Origin of the sequence: Bradyrhizobium sp. HKCCYLRH1030 (genome assembly GCF_051168395.1) — a bacterium.
In the GTDB taxonomy this organism is placed as follows: Bacteria; Pseudomonadota; Alphaproteobacteria; order Rhizobiales; family Xanthobacteraceae; genus Bradyrhizobium.
Window position 1 is genome coordinate 177,266 of record NZ_JBNPUY010000009.1, and the last position, 14,878, is coordinate 192,143.

A 14,878-nucleotide genomic window follows, 5' to 3' on the forward strand; every position below is an offset into this window, starting at 1 on the left:
TTATGCGATGACGCGCCGGGGCGCAATGACGGCCCTGCCCGGTTCCAGAAGGAAAAAGCCGGGTGTCCGGCCGCGGAACCGCAAAGGAGCCCGCAAATCATGCAGATCACGCGCCGCAGATGCATGTGGCTCCGCTCACGGATTGAGCAGCCAACGCGGGTCCCGTTGAGGTGCAACGCTGTCGCACACGAGTCTGTGTTGCTGAGATCGTCACGCTCCGTCGCTAAGGTGGCAGCGGGCATCCTTCGTTGCGTACCGACGCGACGAGGCGCGCCATCACGCCGCGCCTTGAACGCGGCAGATTCCATCCAGTGAGAAAGGCAGACACTCCATGAGCTCAGGATTCGTGACGACATCGGACGGCACGCAGATCTTCTACAAGGATTGGGGCTCGGGCCAGCCGATCGTCTTCCACCACGGCTGGCCGCTGTCGTCCGACGACTGGGACGCGCAGATGCTGTTCTTCCTCGACAAGGGCTTTCGCGTCATCGCGCATGACCGGCGCGGTCACGGTCGCTCCAGCCAGACGGAGACCGGCAATGAGATGGACACCTATGCGGCCGATGTCGCCGCGCTCGCCGCCAAGCTCGACCTGCGAGACGCGGTCCATGTGGGCCACTCGACCGGTGGCGGCGAGGTCGCGCGCTACGTGGCGAAGCACGGCAAGGGCCGCGTCGCCAAGGCTGCCCTGCTCGGCGCGGTGCCGCCGATCATGCTGAAGACGGAGAGCAATCCCGGCGGGCTGCCGATCGAGGTGTTTGACGGCTTCCGCGCGGCGCTCGCCGCCAACCGCGCGCAATTCTTCCTCGATATTCCGACCGGCCCGTTCTACGGCTTCAATCGCAATGGCGCCAAGGTTTCCGAAGGCGTGATCCGCAACTGGTGGCGCCAGGGCATGATGGGCGGCGCCAAGGCGCATTACGATTGCATCAAGGCGTTCTCCGAAACCGACTTCACCGAGGACCTCAAGGCGATCGACGTGCCGGTGCTGCTGATGCATGGCGAGGACGACCAGATCGTTCCGATCGACGATTCCGCGCGCATCGGCATCAAGCTGTTGAAGCATGGGACCTTGAAGACCTATCCGGGCTTTCCGCACGGCATGGCGACCACACATGCCGACGTGATCAATGCCGACCTGCTGGCCTTCATCAAGGGGTAGCTCGATCGTTGCAATTCGCCGAATGAGCATTCCGATGCCGATGAAGCGATAGATCTCAAATCCTGCTCGTCATGGCCGGGCTTGTCCCGGCCATCCACGCCGCACCGCACACGCCGAACGACGTGGATGCCCGGGACAAGCCCGGGCACGACGAGTTCGGGGCTACCATTGATCCACTATCTCAATTTCCGCGTCGGAGACGTCGTCCTGCCTTCTCGCGACGCGCTCCGCGCCCGAGCTATCAAGATCGATTACCCTCTTCGGACAGAGGGCACAGGGAAGGCCGGACCTCGACTGAGGCCCGTGGCCCGCCTGCTCAAAAAATGCAGGCGGCAGGTACCACAGGTTCAGCCGGACGACCCGGCCCTCCCTGTGCGATGGGCTTACGAGTTATACGCAGTCTCCCCGGTGTCCGGCTTGTGAGCCACCGTCGCCCCTGGGATCATCACCCACGGACTTGGCGCCAGCATCGGGGCGCCGGGACGCTGCGATTTCGTCGTCCTGCTGGACTCGTTCGTCCGCGCGCACATGCGCGCTGCGATCCGACAGGCCACCGCTCCCCGCTTCCTACGTCTCGTGACGATCGCGATGCGCCCCTCCTGTGGAGGCGGGATGCCGGGAAACATCGTCCTGATTTGCCCGACGACACAAGGCGAGCCCCCTGCGGCAGATTGGCTCGACGGGCAATTGGCGCATGGGAGATCGCGCCATTCTGCATATCAGAAACCGGACCGGCTGAGGCTCGGCGCGACCGCGGGAACCGATGGCGCCCGAGGCGCGTTCTCTCACCATCAACGTAATGCGTACGCGATATCCACCGAAGCACGACCTGCTGGCGGGCATCTTTGCATGAAGAATTTTTCCGATGCATCCTTTTCGCCTGACGTCATCGCGCTGATGACCGAAGCCCTCAACGCGTCGGTCGCCGCGCTGCCTGAGCCGGTGAGTTCGACGAACGTGAACCTGCTTGCGGAAGCCGTGCTGCGGGCCGCCAAGGCCGGCGAGCGCGACGTCACCGCGATGCAGCGGCTCGCGCTGCTCGAACTGCAGATCATGCCGCGCATGTAGAGCGGATCACAGGCTTTCCTACAGTCGTAGAGCATTCCCAACGCGCTCACTTCCGGACCTCCTGGCTCGAGATGCGCCGCATGCGGTGCTCCTCACCATGAGGATGTGGGGTCGCGCCTGACGCGCCGCCGGCCTTCCGCGTCCATCCCCCGGCCCCTGCGCCACGTCCCACCCGTTCGCAATTGACAAATCCATTCGTCAATGTCTAACTCCCATCGCCGCCGACAGAGCGGAGCAAAACGGGGAGGATCTTCATGCGACGGCAGCTGCTCGCCTGCGCGTTCCTGGCAACGACGTCATTCATCGCGACAGGCGCTTCAGCCCAGGTTTCTGACGACGTCGTGCGGATCGGCGTGCTCACCGATCTCTCGAGCTGGGGCCGCGACAACAGCGGCCCGGGCTCGGTCGAGGCGGCGAAAATGGCGGTCGAAGAGTTCGGCCCCACCGTGCTCGGCAAGCCGATCGAGATCATCAGCGCCGATCACCAGATGAAGACCGACGTCGGAACGACGGTCGTGCGCGACTGGTTCGACAACGGCAAGGTCGACGCGGTCGTCGACATCCCCAACTCCGGTATCGCGATTGCCGTGCACAACATGGTGCGCGAGCGCAACAAGATCGCGCTGCTGTCAGGGCCCGGCGCGAGTTCGCTGACCGACGAGCTGTGCAGCCCGAACACCGTGCACTTCACCTACGACACCTATGCGCTGTCCAAAGTGACGACCTCGGCCGTGATCAGCCAGGGCGGCAAATCCTGGTACTTCATCACCGCGGATTACGCCTTCGGCCAGCAATTGGAGAAGGACGCCACGCGCTTCATCAAGGAGCTCGGCGGCACCATCCTCGGCGGCGTCAAGCATCCGACCAACACCGCCGACTTCTCCTCCTTCGCCTTGCAGGCGCAGAGCTCGAAGGCCGACGTCGTCGCCTTCGCCAATGCCGGGCAGGACACCGACAACGCCATCAAGCAGTCCGGCGAGTTCGGCCTGGTCAAGGGCGGCCAGAAGCTGGTCGGCCTGTTGATGTTCGACACCGACGTGCATGCGATCGGGCTCGAGGCCGCGCAAGGCACCTACATGACCACGGCGTCGTACTGGAACATGGACGACAACACCCGCGCCTGGTCGAAGAAGTTCTTCGCCCGCGCCAAGGTGATGCCGACGATGATCCAGACCGGCGTTTATGGCTCCGTGCTGCACTATCTCAAGGCCATCAAGGCGGCCGGTACCGACGATCCGAAGGCGGTGATGGCGAAGATGCGCGAGCTGCCGATCGAGGATACGTTTGTTCACGGCGGCAAGCTGCGCGAGGACGGCCGCGTCATCCGCGACATGTATCTGGCCCGCGTGAAGAAGCCGTCGGAATCGAAGGAGCCGTGGGACTATCTGGAGATCGTCAAGACCGTGAAGGGCGAGGATGCGTTCAGGCCGGTCTCCGAATCCAAGTGCCCGCTGCTGAAGAAGTAGGAGCGCGCGCATGAGCGGAGCAGATCACCCGGCCGGCGACACCCATGATTGCGACGTGCTGGTGGTCGGCTCCGGCTGCGCCGGGCTGTCGGCGGCGGTCACCGCCGCCCATGCCGGGCTGAAAGTCATCGTGACCGAGAAGGAGCCGCGCTTCGGCGGCACCACGGCGCGCTCGGGCGGCTGGCTGTGGATTCCCGGCACATCGCTGGCGAAGGCCTGGGGCATCGACGAGCCACCCGAGCTGGCACGCACCTATCTGCGCCATGAGGCCGGCAACAGTTTCGATGCGGCGCGCGTCGACGCGTTCCTGACCAAGGGCCCGGAGGCCGTCGACTTCTTCACCAGCAAGACGGCGCTGAAGTTCGACATGCCGCTGACCTTCCCTGACTATCACGCGGAGGCGCCGGGCGGCACGCAGGGCGGCCGCTCGATGGTGACCCGGCCATTCGACGGCCGCGAGCTTGGGCGTCACATCGAGGATCTCGGCCAGCCCCTGCCCGAGCTCACCGTGTTCGGCATGATGCTCGGCTCCGGCAAGGAGATCATCCACTTCATGCGCGCGACCAAGTCGCTGACGTCGGCGTTCTATGTCGCGAAGCGGCTGTCGAAGCATGCGCTGGACGTGCTGCGCCATGGCCGCGGCATGACGCTGACCAACGGCAATGCGCTGGCGGGGCGGCTGGCGAAATCGGCGTTCGATCTCGGCATTCCCCTGTGGCTGTCGTCGCCGGTGGCCGAGCTGATCCGCGACGGCGAGGCCGTGCGCGGCGCCGTGGTGACGCGGCAGGGCAAGCGCATCAGGGTCAATGCGCGGCTCGGCGTGGTGCTGGCCTGCGGCGGCTTCCCGCATGATGTCGACAGGCGCAAGGCAATGTTTCCGCATGCGCCGACCGGACAGGAGCATGTGTCGCCCGGACCGGTCGGCAACACCGGCGACGGCCTGCGGCTCGCGGAGGCCGTCGGCGGCCGGGTCGAAGACGGCCTGCCGCACGCGGCGGCCTGGGTGCCGGTCTCCGTCACCACGCGCAAGGACGGCAGCAAGGGCGTGATGCCGCACTTCATCGACCGCGCCAAGCCCGGCGTGATCGCGGTCACCGCGGACGGCGTGCGCTTCGCCAATGAAGGCAATTCCTACCACGACTTCGTGCAGGCGATGGTCAAGGCGGCCAAGCCCGGCCGCGAGATCGCGGCCTGGCTGATCACCGATCACCGCTCGTTGCGCCGCTACGGCCTCGGCTGCGTGCCGCCGTTCCCGATGCCGCTCGGGCATCATCTGAGCACCGGCTATCTCAAGCGCGGCGCGACGCTCGCCGAGCTCGCGAGCACGACGGGCATCGATCCGCGGGGGCTCGAAGCAACCGTCGCCGCGTTCAACGCCGATGCCGCGCTGGGCCAGGATCCCACGTTCGGCAAGGGCTCGCGCGCCTACAATCGCTACCAGGGCGATGCGCTGCACGGGCCGAACCCGTGTGTGGCGCCGATCAAGGACGGGCCGTTCTACGCCATCAAGATGGTGATCGGCGATCTCGGCACCTATGCCGGCATCCGCACCGATGCGCACGCCCGCGCGCTCGACGCCCAGGGCCAGCCGATCGAGGGGCTCTATGCCGCCGGCAACGACATGGCGAGCATCATGGGCGGCAACTATCCGGGCGCCGGGATCACGCTGGGACCGGCGCTGACCTTCGGCTACATTGCCGGCCGGCATCTCGCCGAACGCGCTGGCCAAAGGAGCGCCGCATGAGCGACAGTCAGATGTTGGCCGGCAAGCTTGCGCTGGTCACGGGGGCGGCGCACGGCAATGGCCGCGCGATTGCGCTCGGCCTCGCCGGCCGCGGCGCCGATGTCGTCATCACCGACATCGACTTGGAGGGTGCCGAACGTTGCGCCGCCGAGATCCGCGAGCACGGCCGCCAGGCGTGGGCGCATCGGCTGGATGTCACCGACGCCGCCGGATGCACCGCATTGGCGGCGCAATTGCGCGCCGAGGTCGGCGCCATCTCGATCCTCGTCAACAATGCCGGCATCATCATCCGCGAGAACATCGACTCGCCGCGTGCGCCACAGAACTGGCAGCGCGTGCTCGACGTCAATCTCAACGGCGTGTTCAACGTCACCTACGCCTTCCTTGCCGCCTTGCGCGCGACGCGCGGCACGATCGTCAACATCGCATCCGTCGCCTCCTTCATCGGCATCAGCAACACGCTCGGCTATTCGCCGTCCAAGGGCGGCGTGAAGTCGCTGACCCAGGCGCTGGCGCGCGAGCTCGCCGCCGACGGCATCCGCGTCAACGCGATCGCGCCAGGCGTGATCGCCACCGCGATGACGGAGTCGACCCGCAACGATCCCGAGCGGCTCGCCGGCTTCATGAGCCGCACGCCGCTCGGCCGCGTCGGCCAGCCCGAGGAGCTCGCTGGCCCGGTGGCGTTCCTGGTCTCCGACATGGCGTCCTACGTCAACGGCGTCACGCTGCCGGTCGACGGCGGCTTCCTGGCGGTGTAGGCACGGCGCCGGACCAGGGGCACAACAAGACATGGGACGAGAGAGCCGCGGCATCCAGTCGATCGAGGTCGGCGGCACCTTGCTGCAGGCACTGGCGCGCAGCGGCGAGCCGATGATGCTGCGCGACCTCGCGCGCGAGGCCGGGCTGCCGCCGGCCAAGGCACATCCCTACCTCGTCAGCTTCTCGCGCATCGGTTTGATCGAGCAGGACGAAACCACCGGCCGCTACGAGATCGGCCCGCTCGCGCTCGAGCTCGGCCTGATCAGCCTGCGGCGGCTGTCGGCGGTCCGGATCGCCACCCCGAAGATCGCAGCGCTCGCCGGCGCGATCGATCACGCGGTGTCGCTCGCGGTGTGGGGCACCAACGGCCCAACCGTGGTGCGGCTTGAGGAGCCGAGCCATCCGGTGCACATCGTGATGCGCGTCGGCTCGATCATGGCGCTGCTGGAGACGGCGACGGGCCGCGCGTTCGCGGCGTTCCTGCCGCCGAAGACCGTGAAGGCCGCGCTCGACACCGGCCTCGATCATCTCGGTGTCGGCTACAATCCGAAGCGCGCGCCGAAGAGCCCGAAAGTGGCGGAGATGCTGGCCGAGGTGCGCGCACAGGGCCTGGCGCGCGCCATCGGCGATCCGCTGCCCGGCGTCAATGCCTTCGCCGCACCGGTGTTCGATCACGCCGGCCACGTCGCACTGGTCATCACCGCGATGGGCCCGGCCGGCACCTTCGACGCCGGTTGGCAGTCCCCGCTCGCCAACCGCCTGCGCGCGTGTGCGGCCGAGATCTCCAAGCAGCTCGGCCACGGCATCGCGCAGCCGTGACGCTCAGGCCGCGACCGAGCGTTTCTCCGGCCACGGCTCGGCCCACGCCGGCAGCCGCATCAGGCCATCGAGCCAGCGCACGATGTTCGGAAACGACTCCATCGGCATCTCGGCCTCGCGCCAGTCGGTCGCCATCGAGGCGGCCGCGAAATCGGCGATGGTGAGCCGGTCGCAGGCGATGTGGCTGCGCGCCCGCAGATGCGCATCGAGCACGGCGGCGAAGGTCTTCAGGTTGGCGACCTTGCCGGCCAGCGCGGCACGGTCGGGCGCACCGAGGCCGAACGTCTTGCGGACGATGTGCTCGAAATAGAACGGTCCGACCGCCGGCGCCCAGTGGCAGTCGTTCCAGGCCAGCCAGCGCAGCACCTCGATCTGCTCCTGCGGATTGCGCGCCGGCCACATGTCGCAGCTCTCGCGGATGCAGAGGTGCGCCATGATGGCGGTCGACTCCCACAGCACGGTGTCGCCGTCGACCAGCACCGGCGCCTTCATATTCGGGTTGAGCGCGGCGAACTCCGGCGTCTTCAGGCCGCGGCTGATGTCGATGAACTCGGCGGGCACGCCGAGATGCTTGACCAGCGCGAGCACGCGGCGCGGCGCCTGGGCCTTGATCCAGTAGATCTTCATGACGGGTCTCCATCTCCTGTGCCTTGAAGACGAACGTCGCAGCACCGGATCGACAGTGACGGAGCAAAAATTCAGCGGCGGTTCCGCCGACTCGTACGGTTCCCGTAGCCGTCACATCGCGCGCACCGCCGCCCGTGCGGTGAGAATGCAACCCGGCAGGAACGTGCCCTCCAGCGAACGCTTGCCCGACGCGCCGCCGCCGCCGAAGCCGGCGGCTTCGCCGACCGCATAGAGCCCGCCGATCGGCGCACCCGTGGTGTCGAGCACCCGGCTCTGCAGATCGGTCTTGAGGCCGCCGAGGCTCTTGCGGGTAATCAGTTGCATATGAATGGCGATGTAAGGCCCGGCGCCCGGGGCCTGCAGCGGCGCAGGCTTGCAGGTGCGGAGCTTGTCGGGGCCCCATTGCCGCGCGTGCAGGATGCGGCGCAACTGATCGTCATTGTGGAGCTTGTCGCCATTCCCAAAGTTCGCGTCGAAGGCGTCGGCGGTGGCCTGCAGCACCTCCGGCTTCACGTCGCCGGTGCCGGTCAGCGCATTCATCTTGGCGGCGAGACCGGTCAGCGTCTCGTCGACCAGGAAATGCCGGCTCTCGCGCTGCATCTGCCTGACCAGGCGATGATTGCCGAGCAGCGTCTCCTTGAGGAACATCGGCATCTGCCGGTCGCGGATGCGCGGATTGTGCTCGGCGCCGGAGATGGCGAACTCCTTGGCAGCGATGCGCCAGTTCAACAAATGCCACGTATACGGCTTCTCCTGCGCCGCGACGCGCTGGCACAGATCATGGGTGTCGAAGCCGGTCACCAGCGGCTCGGGCCCGATGCGCTCGCCCCTGTGATTGAGCCACAATGCCGATTTGCACGGCACCAGCGACAGGCCATGGCCCTCGAAATGCGGAAACGGATGCGGGATGCCGGCGGCGTAGTTCCACATCTCGCCGGCATGCGTGATCTCGGCGCCGAACGCCTCGGCCGCGTGGTGATGCAACTTGCCGTCGGAGAACGGATGCGCGCCATTGAGCATCGCCGCCGGCAGCGGCCGGCCCTTGATCCAGTTGGCGCGGGCCTCCGCATGGCTGCCATTGAGGCCGCCCATCGCCAGCACCGTCAGCGGCGCGGCGATGCGGATTTCGGCGCCCGTCTCCTCGTTGACGGCGACCACGCCCGATACCGCGCCGGCAGCGCGATCGAGGCTGACGACGCGATGACGGTGCAGCACCGTCAGCCTGCCGCCACCGTCGGCCGCGCGCATCGCTTCGATCATTACGCGCGTGAGCCGCTGCGAGGTGCCCCAGACGATGTGATAGCGCGGCAGCGCATTGCCGTCGCCGTACCGGCCGCGCTCGACCCAGTTCACTGCCGGCATGAACGTCACGCCGTGCGCCAGCAGCCAGTCGTAGACCTCGCTGCGCGAATGCGCGACGTAGTAGCGCGCCCATTGCAGCGGCCAGTGCTCGGCGGCATCGAGCTCGCCGAACCTGATCCAGTCGCGCAACGCGATCTCCGGCGTATCCGGGATCTTCATGCGCGCCTGCAGCGGCGTGCCGATCAGCGCCATGCCGCCGAATGCCCACAGCGCCAGCCCGCCGAGCCGCTCGGGCGTGTCCCGGTCCACGATCGTCACCGACTTGCCGGCGCGCAGTGCCTCCAGCGCGGTGACGATGCCGGCAAGACCGCCGCCGGCGATGACGACATCGGATTGCAGTGTCGCGCTCATGTCACGGCGCGATCTTGCGCTTGAGCATCCGCGCGACCGGCAACGGAACGCGGTCGAGCGATCCCAGGAGGTGCGGCAGGAGCTTCAGCTTGAGGCCGGTCAGCGCCGGCGGCACCATCGCCTCGATCAGATGGGGCCCCGGCCGCGCCAGCGCCCCCTGCAAGGCGCTGGTGAGTTCGTCCGGCGTGGTGACGCGGGTCGATCGTACGCCCATGCCGTCGGCGATCTGCGCGAGCTTGAGGACCGGCCCGTGCAGGTCGAGCTGCGCCCGCGCCTTCGGTCCGATCTCCTCGGCGCCGACCCGTTCCAGCTCGACGTTGAGCACCGAGTAGGAGGCGTTGTTGAAGATGATGGCGGTGACGTTGAGCCGCTCGCGCGCGATCGTCCACAGCGACTGGATCGTGTACATCGAGCTGCCGTCGCCGATCAGCGCGATCACCGGCCGGTCGGGACAGGCGATCGCCGCCCCGATCGCATTCGGCAGCCCCTGCCCGATGGCGCCGCCGGTCAAAGTGATCAGATCGTGGCGCGGCGCGCCCGCGGTGAATTTCGACAGCATCAGGCCGGAGCTGATCGCCTCGTCGATGATGATGGCGTTCTCGCGCAGGAGATGACCAACGGCCTTGCAGACCTTTTCCGCGGTCAGCTTCTTGCCGCGCGGACGCCCGGGCCGCGAGGCCGGCGACAATGCCGGCGTGGCGCGCCCGGCCTCCAGGGCGGCGGCAAGCCTGGTCAGGCTGCACGCGGCGTGCTGCGCCGGCGTCGACAAGGTCAGCACCTTGCAGCCGTCATGCGGCAGATAGCTCTTCTTGCCGGGATAGGCGAAGAACGACACCGGCGCCTTGGCGTCGACCAGGATCAGGGTGTCGATCTCCTTGAGCTGGATCTGCGCCATCTCGGCGAGATAGGCGATCCGCTCGACGGCCGGCAGGCCCGCTCCACGCTGCATGCGTGTCGGAAACGTTTCGGCGTAGACTTTCACACCGCAGGTCGCGGCGATGCGCGCGGCCGCCAGCAGCGACTCCTCGTGCAGCGCCGTGCCTCCGAGTAGAAAAGCGCTGCGGCCGCCCGCCCTGATCGCCTCGGCGACGGCCTGCACGGTCGCATCGTCCGCAGGCGCCGGCGGCTCGATCACCGGCGCCGGCTCGGCGACGCCGCCCTCACCCCAGGACACGTCGGCCGGCAGGATCAGCGTCGCGACCTGTCCGGGCCAGGAGCACGCCGCCTTCACGGCCGCCACCGCGTCGCGGCACAGCTCCGACGTCACCTGCGAGGTCCAGACGAATTCCGGCGAGACGTTGCGCGCGACGGTCTCGATATCGGACTGGAGCTGCGCGTCATAAGGGACATGATAGGTGGCGTGGTCGCCGACGATGTTGACGACGGGCACCTTGCCCTTGCGCGCATTGTGCAGATTGGCGAGGCCGTTGCCGAGGCCGCAACCGAGATGCAGCAGCGTTGCCGCGGGCGTGCCGGTCATCCGGGCGTAGCCGTCCGCCGCACCGGTCGCCACCCCTTCGAACAGGCACAGCACGGCGCGCATCTCCGGCGCGGAGTCCAGCGCCGCGACGAAATGCATCTCGGAGGTGCCAGGATTGGTGAAGCAGACCCGAATGCCGGAATTGACCAGGGTCCGTATCAGAGCTTGTGCGCCGTTGGGCATGAGAAAAGCCTGTTGCGGGGAAACTGCCGCAGCTCGGGGCGACTTGGCCGGCCCCGCCATGGCATTTCCCCTGTTTGTATTTGTGCCATTTTGGAATTGACGGTCTCAGAAATCCAATGAATTGTTATGCTTTGATCAATGAGCTGGGATCATCGATGCACACACCAACGTTGCGTCAGTTGCAGCAGCTGGTCTACCTCGCGGAAGAGCGGCATTTCGCCCGGGCCGCCAAGCGCGCCCATGTCACCCAGTCGGCGCTGAGCCGCAGCCTGCAGACCCTGGAGGACGAAGCGGGGATGCGGCTGTTCGACCGCAGCTCGCGCTCGGTGGAGATCACGGCGGTCGGCGAACGGCTGGTGGCGCGGGCCCGCTCGCTGTTGTCGGGCGCCGACGATCTCGGCCGCGAGATGCGGCTGTTGCGCTCGGGCGATGCCGGCCAGGTGACGGTGGGCGTCGGCGCGTTCACGGGCCTAGTGCTGCTGCCGGATGCGATGGCGCAGCTGTATGCCGAGCATCCATCCGTGCGCATCAAGCTGGTGCAGGACAATTGGCGCGCCCTGATGGACGTGCTGCAACAAGGCAAGCTCGATTTCTTCCTGGCGCACATCACCGACATCAGGACCGACGACAGCCTGGACCTCGAGCCGCTCGGAAGCCTTCCCGGCTACTTCTACTGCCGGCCGACCCATCCGTTGGCGGGGCGACGGGAGCTGTCGGCGCGCGATCTGGCCGGCCAGCACTTCGCCTCCGTCGCGCTGCCGCCGGACTTCAGCCGGCGGCTGGACGACCTGATCGCCGCGCCACGGGGACGCGGTTTCAATGTCGCCCTCGAATCCGAGAACGCCGGCCTGCTGGTGCAAATGGCGGTCCGCTCGGACGTCGTGCTCGTCGCGGGGGATGCGGTCGTCACCCACGAGCTGGCCTCCGGTCAGCTGGTCCGGCTCAATGTGGCCGAGCTGAAAGAGCCGCGCGCATCCGACCTGCTGCTGGCGCAGTTCGGCATCCTGCGCCTAAAGGGCCGCACCCTGTCGCCGGCGGCGATGATGCTGATGGACATGGTGCGCGCGCAAGCCGCGCAAATGCTGACCGGACCGCGCCGGCCGCCGGCTCCGCGCGCCGCACGCAACGCGCATCGATCTCGGCCGAGATCACGCAAGAAGCCGGGTGCACCCCAGCGCAACCGGTCGCGAAGTCATACCAGGAGCAAAGCCTGACCGGGGCGTGGCCCTGCGCCATCATCCGACGGCCGCGCGGCGCGACATCTCCTCCAGAACCCGCATTGCCTGCTCTGCCTGCGCTTCGGGTACGAACAGGTGATCATGATGAAAGGCCGAGACCGCGTTGACACTGATGCCAGCAGCAGCCAGCGCCGCTGTCACCCTGGCGAGGAAGCCCACCGCGTCGAGCGCTGATAGCACCGACAGCGTGATCAGGCGCGAGGTGAAGCGATACGCCAGCCCTGCCCGTTCGGCGTCCTCGCGCCGGACGATGAGAGTGTCACCCTCGCGCTCCCGGAACAGCATCAGCGGCGACAGCATCGCGGCCATCGCATCGCTGGCGCTGAGCGTGCAGAACACGAAGACGCCATCCTGCAGCTCCGGCGACATCGTGCGCAGCAGCGTGTCGAGATCGCGCTCGCCGGACATCGGAGCTCGTCAGGACCCGGCGAGGCGCGCACGGTCGTGCGGCGCGGTGAAATCCTGCCACGGCCCGACCGGGACGATGCCGGTCGGATTGATGGTGCGATGGCTCTCGTAGTAGTGCCGCTTGATGTGCTCAAAATTCACTGTCGCGGCGATCCCCGGCCATTGGTAGAGATCGCGCGTGTAGGCTGAAAGATGCCGATAGTCGGCGATGCGGCGGATGTTGCACTTGAAGTGGCCGACATAGACGGCATCGAAGCGGATCAGCGTCGTGAACAGCCGGATGTCGGCCTCGGTCATGGTGTCGCCGAGCAGGAAGCGGCGCGCCGACAGCCGCTCCTCCAGCCAGTCGAGCGTGGCGAACAGCGGGCCGATCGCCTCCTCATAGGCGGATTGCGTGGTCGCGAAGCCGCATTTGTAGACGCCGTTGTTCAGCGTATCGTAGACGCGCGCATTGATGGCGTCGATCTCATCGCGCTGGGCTTGCGGATAATAGTCGCCTTGCCTGGCGCCGACGCCGTCGAACGCCGAGTTCAGCATGCGGATGATCTCTGACGACTCGTTGTTGACGATGGTGCGGTTTTGCTTGTCCCAGAGCACGGGCACGGTGACGCGGCCGGAATAACGCGGCTCCGCGGCGGTGTAGACCTGATGCAGAAGGCCGGCGTGATTGACGCTGTCGGCCACGACGCCCGGACCCTCGGCAAACGTCCAGCCCTGCTCGCGCATCAGCCAGTGCACGACCGATACCGAAATCATGTCATCGAGCCCCTTCAGCGCGCGCATGATCAGGGTGCGGTGAGCCCACGGGCAGGCCAGGCTGACATAGAGATGATAGCGGCCCGCTTCGGCCTCGAAGCCGCCGGTGCCGGATGGGCCCGGACGGCCGTCAGCCGTGATGAAGCTACGGAACGCCGAATCCTTGCGGATGAAACGGCCGCCGGACGCCGCCGTGTCGTACCAAACGTCGTGCCATTGGCCGTCGACCAGGACTCCCATGACGCTCTCCTCTCACACCGTGGCCTGTGCGCAGGACTGCAACCTGCAGTCCCTTCGCCTGGGCCCTTACGTGACAGGAGTACACGTCACCCCGCCGCTGCGCCAGCAGAGAGCACGCTCCGAGAAGACGGCTCCGCCGAACACGCGGTCACGACTGGAACGGGATGGTGCGCCCCGGCTGCGCCGCCTGTTCCCGCGTATAGGAGACGCCGTGCACCTTCACGCCCGCGGCATTCAACAGCGTGATGATGCCGCCCCGGTTCGACAGCGCGACCGGCGCGACGATGGGCACCACCAGGGTGGCGCCGCGCCCGATCATGCCGCTCAGTTGCATGGCGTTCTTCTGCTTGTCCTTGATCTGCCAGCCGGTGAGATCGACGTCGACATCGGCGGTGTTCAGCAGCGTGACCGTCTCGTGCTCCGGCGTGCGCACGTCGTTGACATAGGCCGCGATGATCCGCACCAGCCCGTCGGGCACGTCGAGCGGCGGAATGTGGTCGCGGTCGGGAGGCGTATGCGGCGCGTTCGGGTAATCGGGATCGGGCGGAAGGATGACCCCTCCGCTGGCATCGTCCGAATGCCAGGCCTGGGTCTGGAATTTCAGGAAGATGGCGACCCATTGCTGCTGGTCGGGAAACTCGAAGAGCAGTCCGCCATCCTGCCAGGGACCGTTGTCCTTGGCATATTGGCCGGGCGGATTGCCCTGGTTGAAATGGATGTCGTGGATACCGCGGCCGGGCTTGAAGCCGAAATAGCGGTCCGCCTTCTCCTCCGGTCCCCATGCGACGCCGAAGGCATAGATGAGAGCCATCTCGTCGGACATGGCGCGCTGAACGTAGGCGTCGATCTTCTCGTTGAGATCGTTGTCGGGGCCCGCGGCCGACAGTGGCAGCGGCTTCAGCTCCCATGGCTGCATCAGATTGCCCCGGATGAAATCGAGCGCCACGCCGCCGGGCTTGCTCTCCAACGGATGCAGCCCTTCCGAAAACGCCTTCAGGTCGTCGACGATTGGATGTTCGAAGCGCGAGCGGACCAGGAATTCGACCTCGCTGCCATCCTGGGAGCGGACATTGATGGCGATCCGATAGAGCTCACCGCCGGCCGAGACCTGCACCTGATAGTGCGGACTGCTTCCCGTCGCCAGACGATTGTTGATGGGCCGACCCTTGAGAAGCGAATAGTCATTCAATGGCATGGTCGTCTCCAACTCTGTCC

The 14,878-nt window shown here is 66.9% G+C and carries 13 protein-coding genes; 7 read left to right on the forward strand and 6 right to left on the reverse strand.

The annotated features are described in order from the left end of the window. Positions 1-331: 331 nt before the first annotated feature. The 6 genes from ACQR1E_RS25270 (at position 332) to ACQR1E_RS25295 (ending at position 7,018) form a co-directional block, all read left to right on the forward strand. The gene (locus ACQR1E_RS25270) at positions 332-1,162 is read left to right on the forward strand and encodes an alpha/beta fold hydrolase (protein WP_315752930.1); all 831 of its coding nucleotides are present in this window, start codon (positions 332-334) and stop codon (positions 1,160-1,162) included. A gap of 612 nt (positions 1,163-1,774) precedes the next feature. Further along, positions 1,775-2,230, forward strand: coding sequence for a hypothetical protein (locus tag ACQR1E_RS25275; RefSeq protein ID WP_409999253.1), 456 nt, complete (start codon positions 1,775-1,777; stop codon positions 2,228-2,230). Positions 2,231-2,484: 254 nt separating this feature from the next. Beyond that, a complete protein-coding gene (locus ACQR1E_RS25280; RefSeq protein WP_316165162.1) occupies positions 2,485-3,696 on the forward strand; it encodes an ABC transporter substrate-binding protein in 1,212 nt (403 codons plus the stop codon). 10 nt (positions 3,697-3,706) lie between these two features. Beyond that, positions 3,707-5,440 carry an FAD-dependent oxidoreductase gene (locus ACQR1E_RS25285; RefSeq protein ID WP_316165161.1) on the forward strand — a complete coding sequence of 578 codons (1,734 nt, stop codon included), beginning with the start codon at positions 3,707-3,709 and terminating at the stop codon, positions 5,438-5,440. Further along, on the forward strand, positions 5,437-6,198 hold the full coding sequence (locus tag ACQR1E_RS25290; RefSeq protein ID WP_315711418.1) for an SDR family NAD(P)-dependent oxidoreductase: 762 nt from the start codon (positions 5,437-5,439) through the stop codon (positions 6,196-6,198). Before ACQR1E_RS25285 ends, ACQR1E_RS25290 begins: the two co-directional genes overlap by 4 nt. 31 nt (positions 6,199-6,229) lie before the next feature. Further along, positions 6,230-7,018: an IclR family transcriptional regulator gene (locus ACQR1E_RS25295; protein WP_316165159.1), complete on the forward strand. Its 789-nt coding sequence runs from the start codon at positions 6,230-6,232 to the stop codon at positions 7,016-7,018. A gap of 3 nt (positions 7,019-7,021) precedes the next feature. Here ACQR1E_RS25295 and ACQR1E_RS25300 read toward each other — a convergent pair whose 3' ends face one another. The 3 genes from ACQR1E_RS25300 to ACQR1E_RS25310 form a co-directional block, all read right to left on the reverse strand. Beyond that, positions 7,022-7,645: a glutathione S-transferase family protein gene (locus ACQR1E_RS25300; protein WP_316165158.1), complete on the reverse strand. Its 624-nt coding sequence runs from the start codon at positions 7,643-7,645 to the stop codon at positions 7,022-7,024. A gap of 111 nt (positions 7,646-7,756) precedes the next feature. Then, positions 7,757-9,358, reverse strand: a complete 1,602-nt coding sequence (locus tag ACQR1E_RS25305; RefSeq protein ID WP_315711413.1) for an FAD-binding protein — start codon at positions 9,356-9,358, stop codon at positions 7,757-7,759. Between the two features lies 1 nt (position 9,359). Further along, positions 9,360-11,021 (reverse strand): acetolactate synthase large subunit, encoded by a 1,662-nt coding sequence (locus ACQR1E_RS25310; RefSeq protein WP_434897699.1) that lies wholly within the window; start codon positions 11,019-11,021, stop codon positions 9,360-9,362. Between the two features lie 155 nt (positions 11,022-11,176). Here ACQR1E_RS25310 and ACQR1E_RS25315 point away from each other — a divergent pair, with 155 nt between their 5' ends. Then, entirely contained in the window at positions 11,177-12,235 is a 1,059-nt protein-coding gene (locus ACQR1E_RS25315; protein ID WP_315827218.1) for a LysR family transcriptional regulator, read from the forward strand. A gap of 21 nt (positions 12,236-12,256) precedes the next feature. Here the strand turns inward: ACQR1E_RS25315 and ACQR1E_RS25320 are convergent, their stop codons facing one another. The 3 genes from ACQR1E_RS25320 to ACQR1E_RS25330 form a co-directional block, all read right to left on the reverse strand. After that, positions 12,257-12,667, reverse strand: a complete 411-nt coding sequence (locus tag ACQR1E_RS25320; protein ID WP_315827219.1) for an ACT domain-containing protein — start codon at positions 12,665-12,667, stop codon at positions 12,257-12,259. Between the two features lie 9 nt (positions 12,668-12,676). Next, the gene (locus tag ACQR1E_RS25325; RefSeq protein ID WP_316171397.1) at positions 12,677-13,663 is read right to left on the reverse strand and encodes a glutathione S-transferase family protein; all 987 of its coding nucleotides are present in this window, start codon (positions 13,661-13,663) and stop codon (positions 12,677-12,679) included. Positions 13,664-13,811: 148 nt separating this feature from the next. After that, positions 13,812-14,858 carry a DUF2278 family protein gene (locus ACQR1E_RS25330; RefSeq protein WP_315711407.1) on the reverse strand — a complete coding sequence of 349 codons (1,047 nt, stop codon included), beginning with the start codon at positions 14,856-14,858 and terminating at the stop codon, positions 13,812-13,814. Between the last annotated feature and the right edge of the window lie 20 nt (positions 14,859-14,878).

Excerpts from the sequence above, each read along its gene's own strand:
- ACQR1E_RS25270 (WP_315752930.1), top strand. The coding sequence starts at position 332 with ATGAGCTCAGGATTCGTGACGACATCGGACGGCACGCAGATCTTCTAC.
- ACQR1E_RS25275 (WP_409999253.1), top strand. The coding sequence starts at position 1,775 with ATGCCGGGAAACATCGTCCTGATTTGCCCGACGACACAAGGCGAGCCC.
- ACQR1E_RS25280 (WP_316165162.1), top strand. The coding sequence starts at position 2,485 with ATGCGACGGCAGCTGCTCGCCTGCGCGTTCCTGGCAACGACGTCATTC.
- ACQR1E_RS25285 (WP_316165161.1), top strand. The coding sequence starts at position 3,707 with ATGAGCGGAGCAGATCACCCGGCCGGCGACACCCATGATTGCGACGTG.
- ACQR1E_RS25290 (WP_315711418.1), top strand. The coding sequence starts at position 5,437 with ATGAGCGACAGTCAGATGTTGGCCGGCAAGCTTGCGCTGGTCACGGGG.
- ACQR1E_RS25295 (WP_316165159.1), top strand. The coding sequence starts at position 6,230 with ATGGGACGAGAGAGCCGCGGCATCCAGTCGATCGAGGTCGGCGGCACC.
- ACQR1E_RS25300 (WP_316165158.1), bottom strand. The coding sequence starts at position 7,645 with ATGAAGATCTACTGGATCAAGGCCCAGGCGCCGCGCCGCGTGCTCGCG.
- ACQR1E_RS25305 (WP_315711413.1), bottom strand. The coding sequence starts at position 9,358 with ATGAGCGCGACACTGCAATCCGATGTCGTCATCGCCGGCGGCGGTCTT.
- ACQR1E_RS25310 (WP_434897699.1), bottom strand. The coding sequence starts at position 11,021 with ATGCCCAACGGCGCACAAGCTCTGATACGGACCCTGGTCAATTCCGGC.
- ACQR1E_RS25315 (WP_315827218.1), top strand. The coding sequence starts at position 11,177 with ATGCACACACCAACGTTGCGTCAGTTGCAGCAGCTGGTCTACCTCGCG.
- ACQR1E_RS25320 (WP_315827219.1), bottom strand. The coding sequence starts at position 12,667 with ATGTCCGGCGAGCGCGATCTCGACACGCTGCTGCGCACGATGTCGCCG.
- ACQR1E_RS25325 (WP_316171397.1), bottom strand. The coding sequence starts at position 13,663 with ATGGGAGTCCTGGTCGACGGCCAATGGCACGACGTTTGGTACGACACG.
- ACQR1E_RS25330 (WP_315711407.1), bottom strand. The coding sequence starts at position 14,858 with ATGCCATTGAATGACTATTCGCTTCTCAAGGGTCGGCCCATCAACAAT.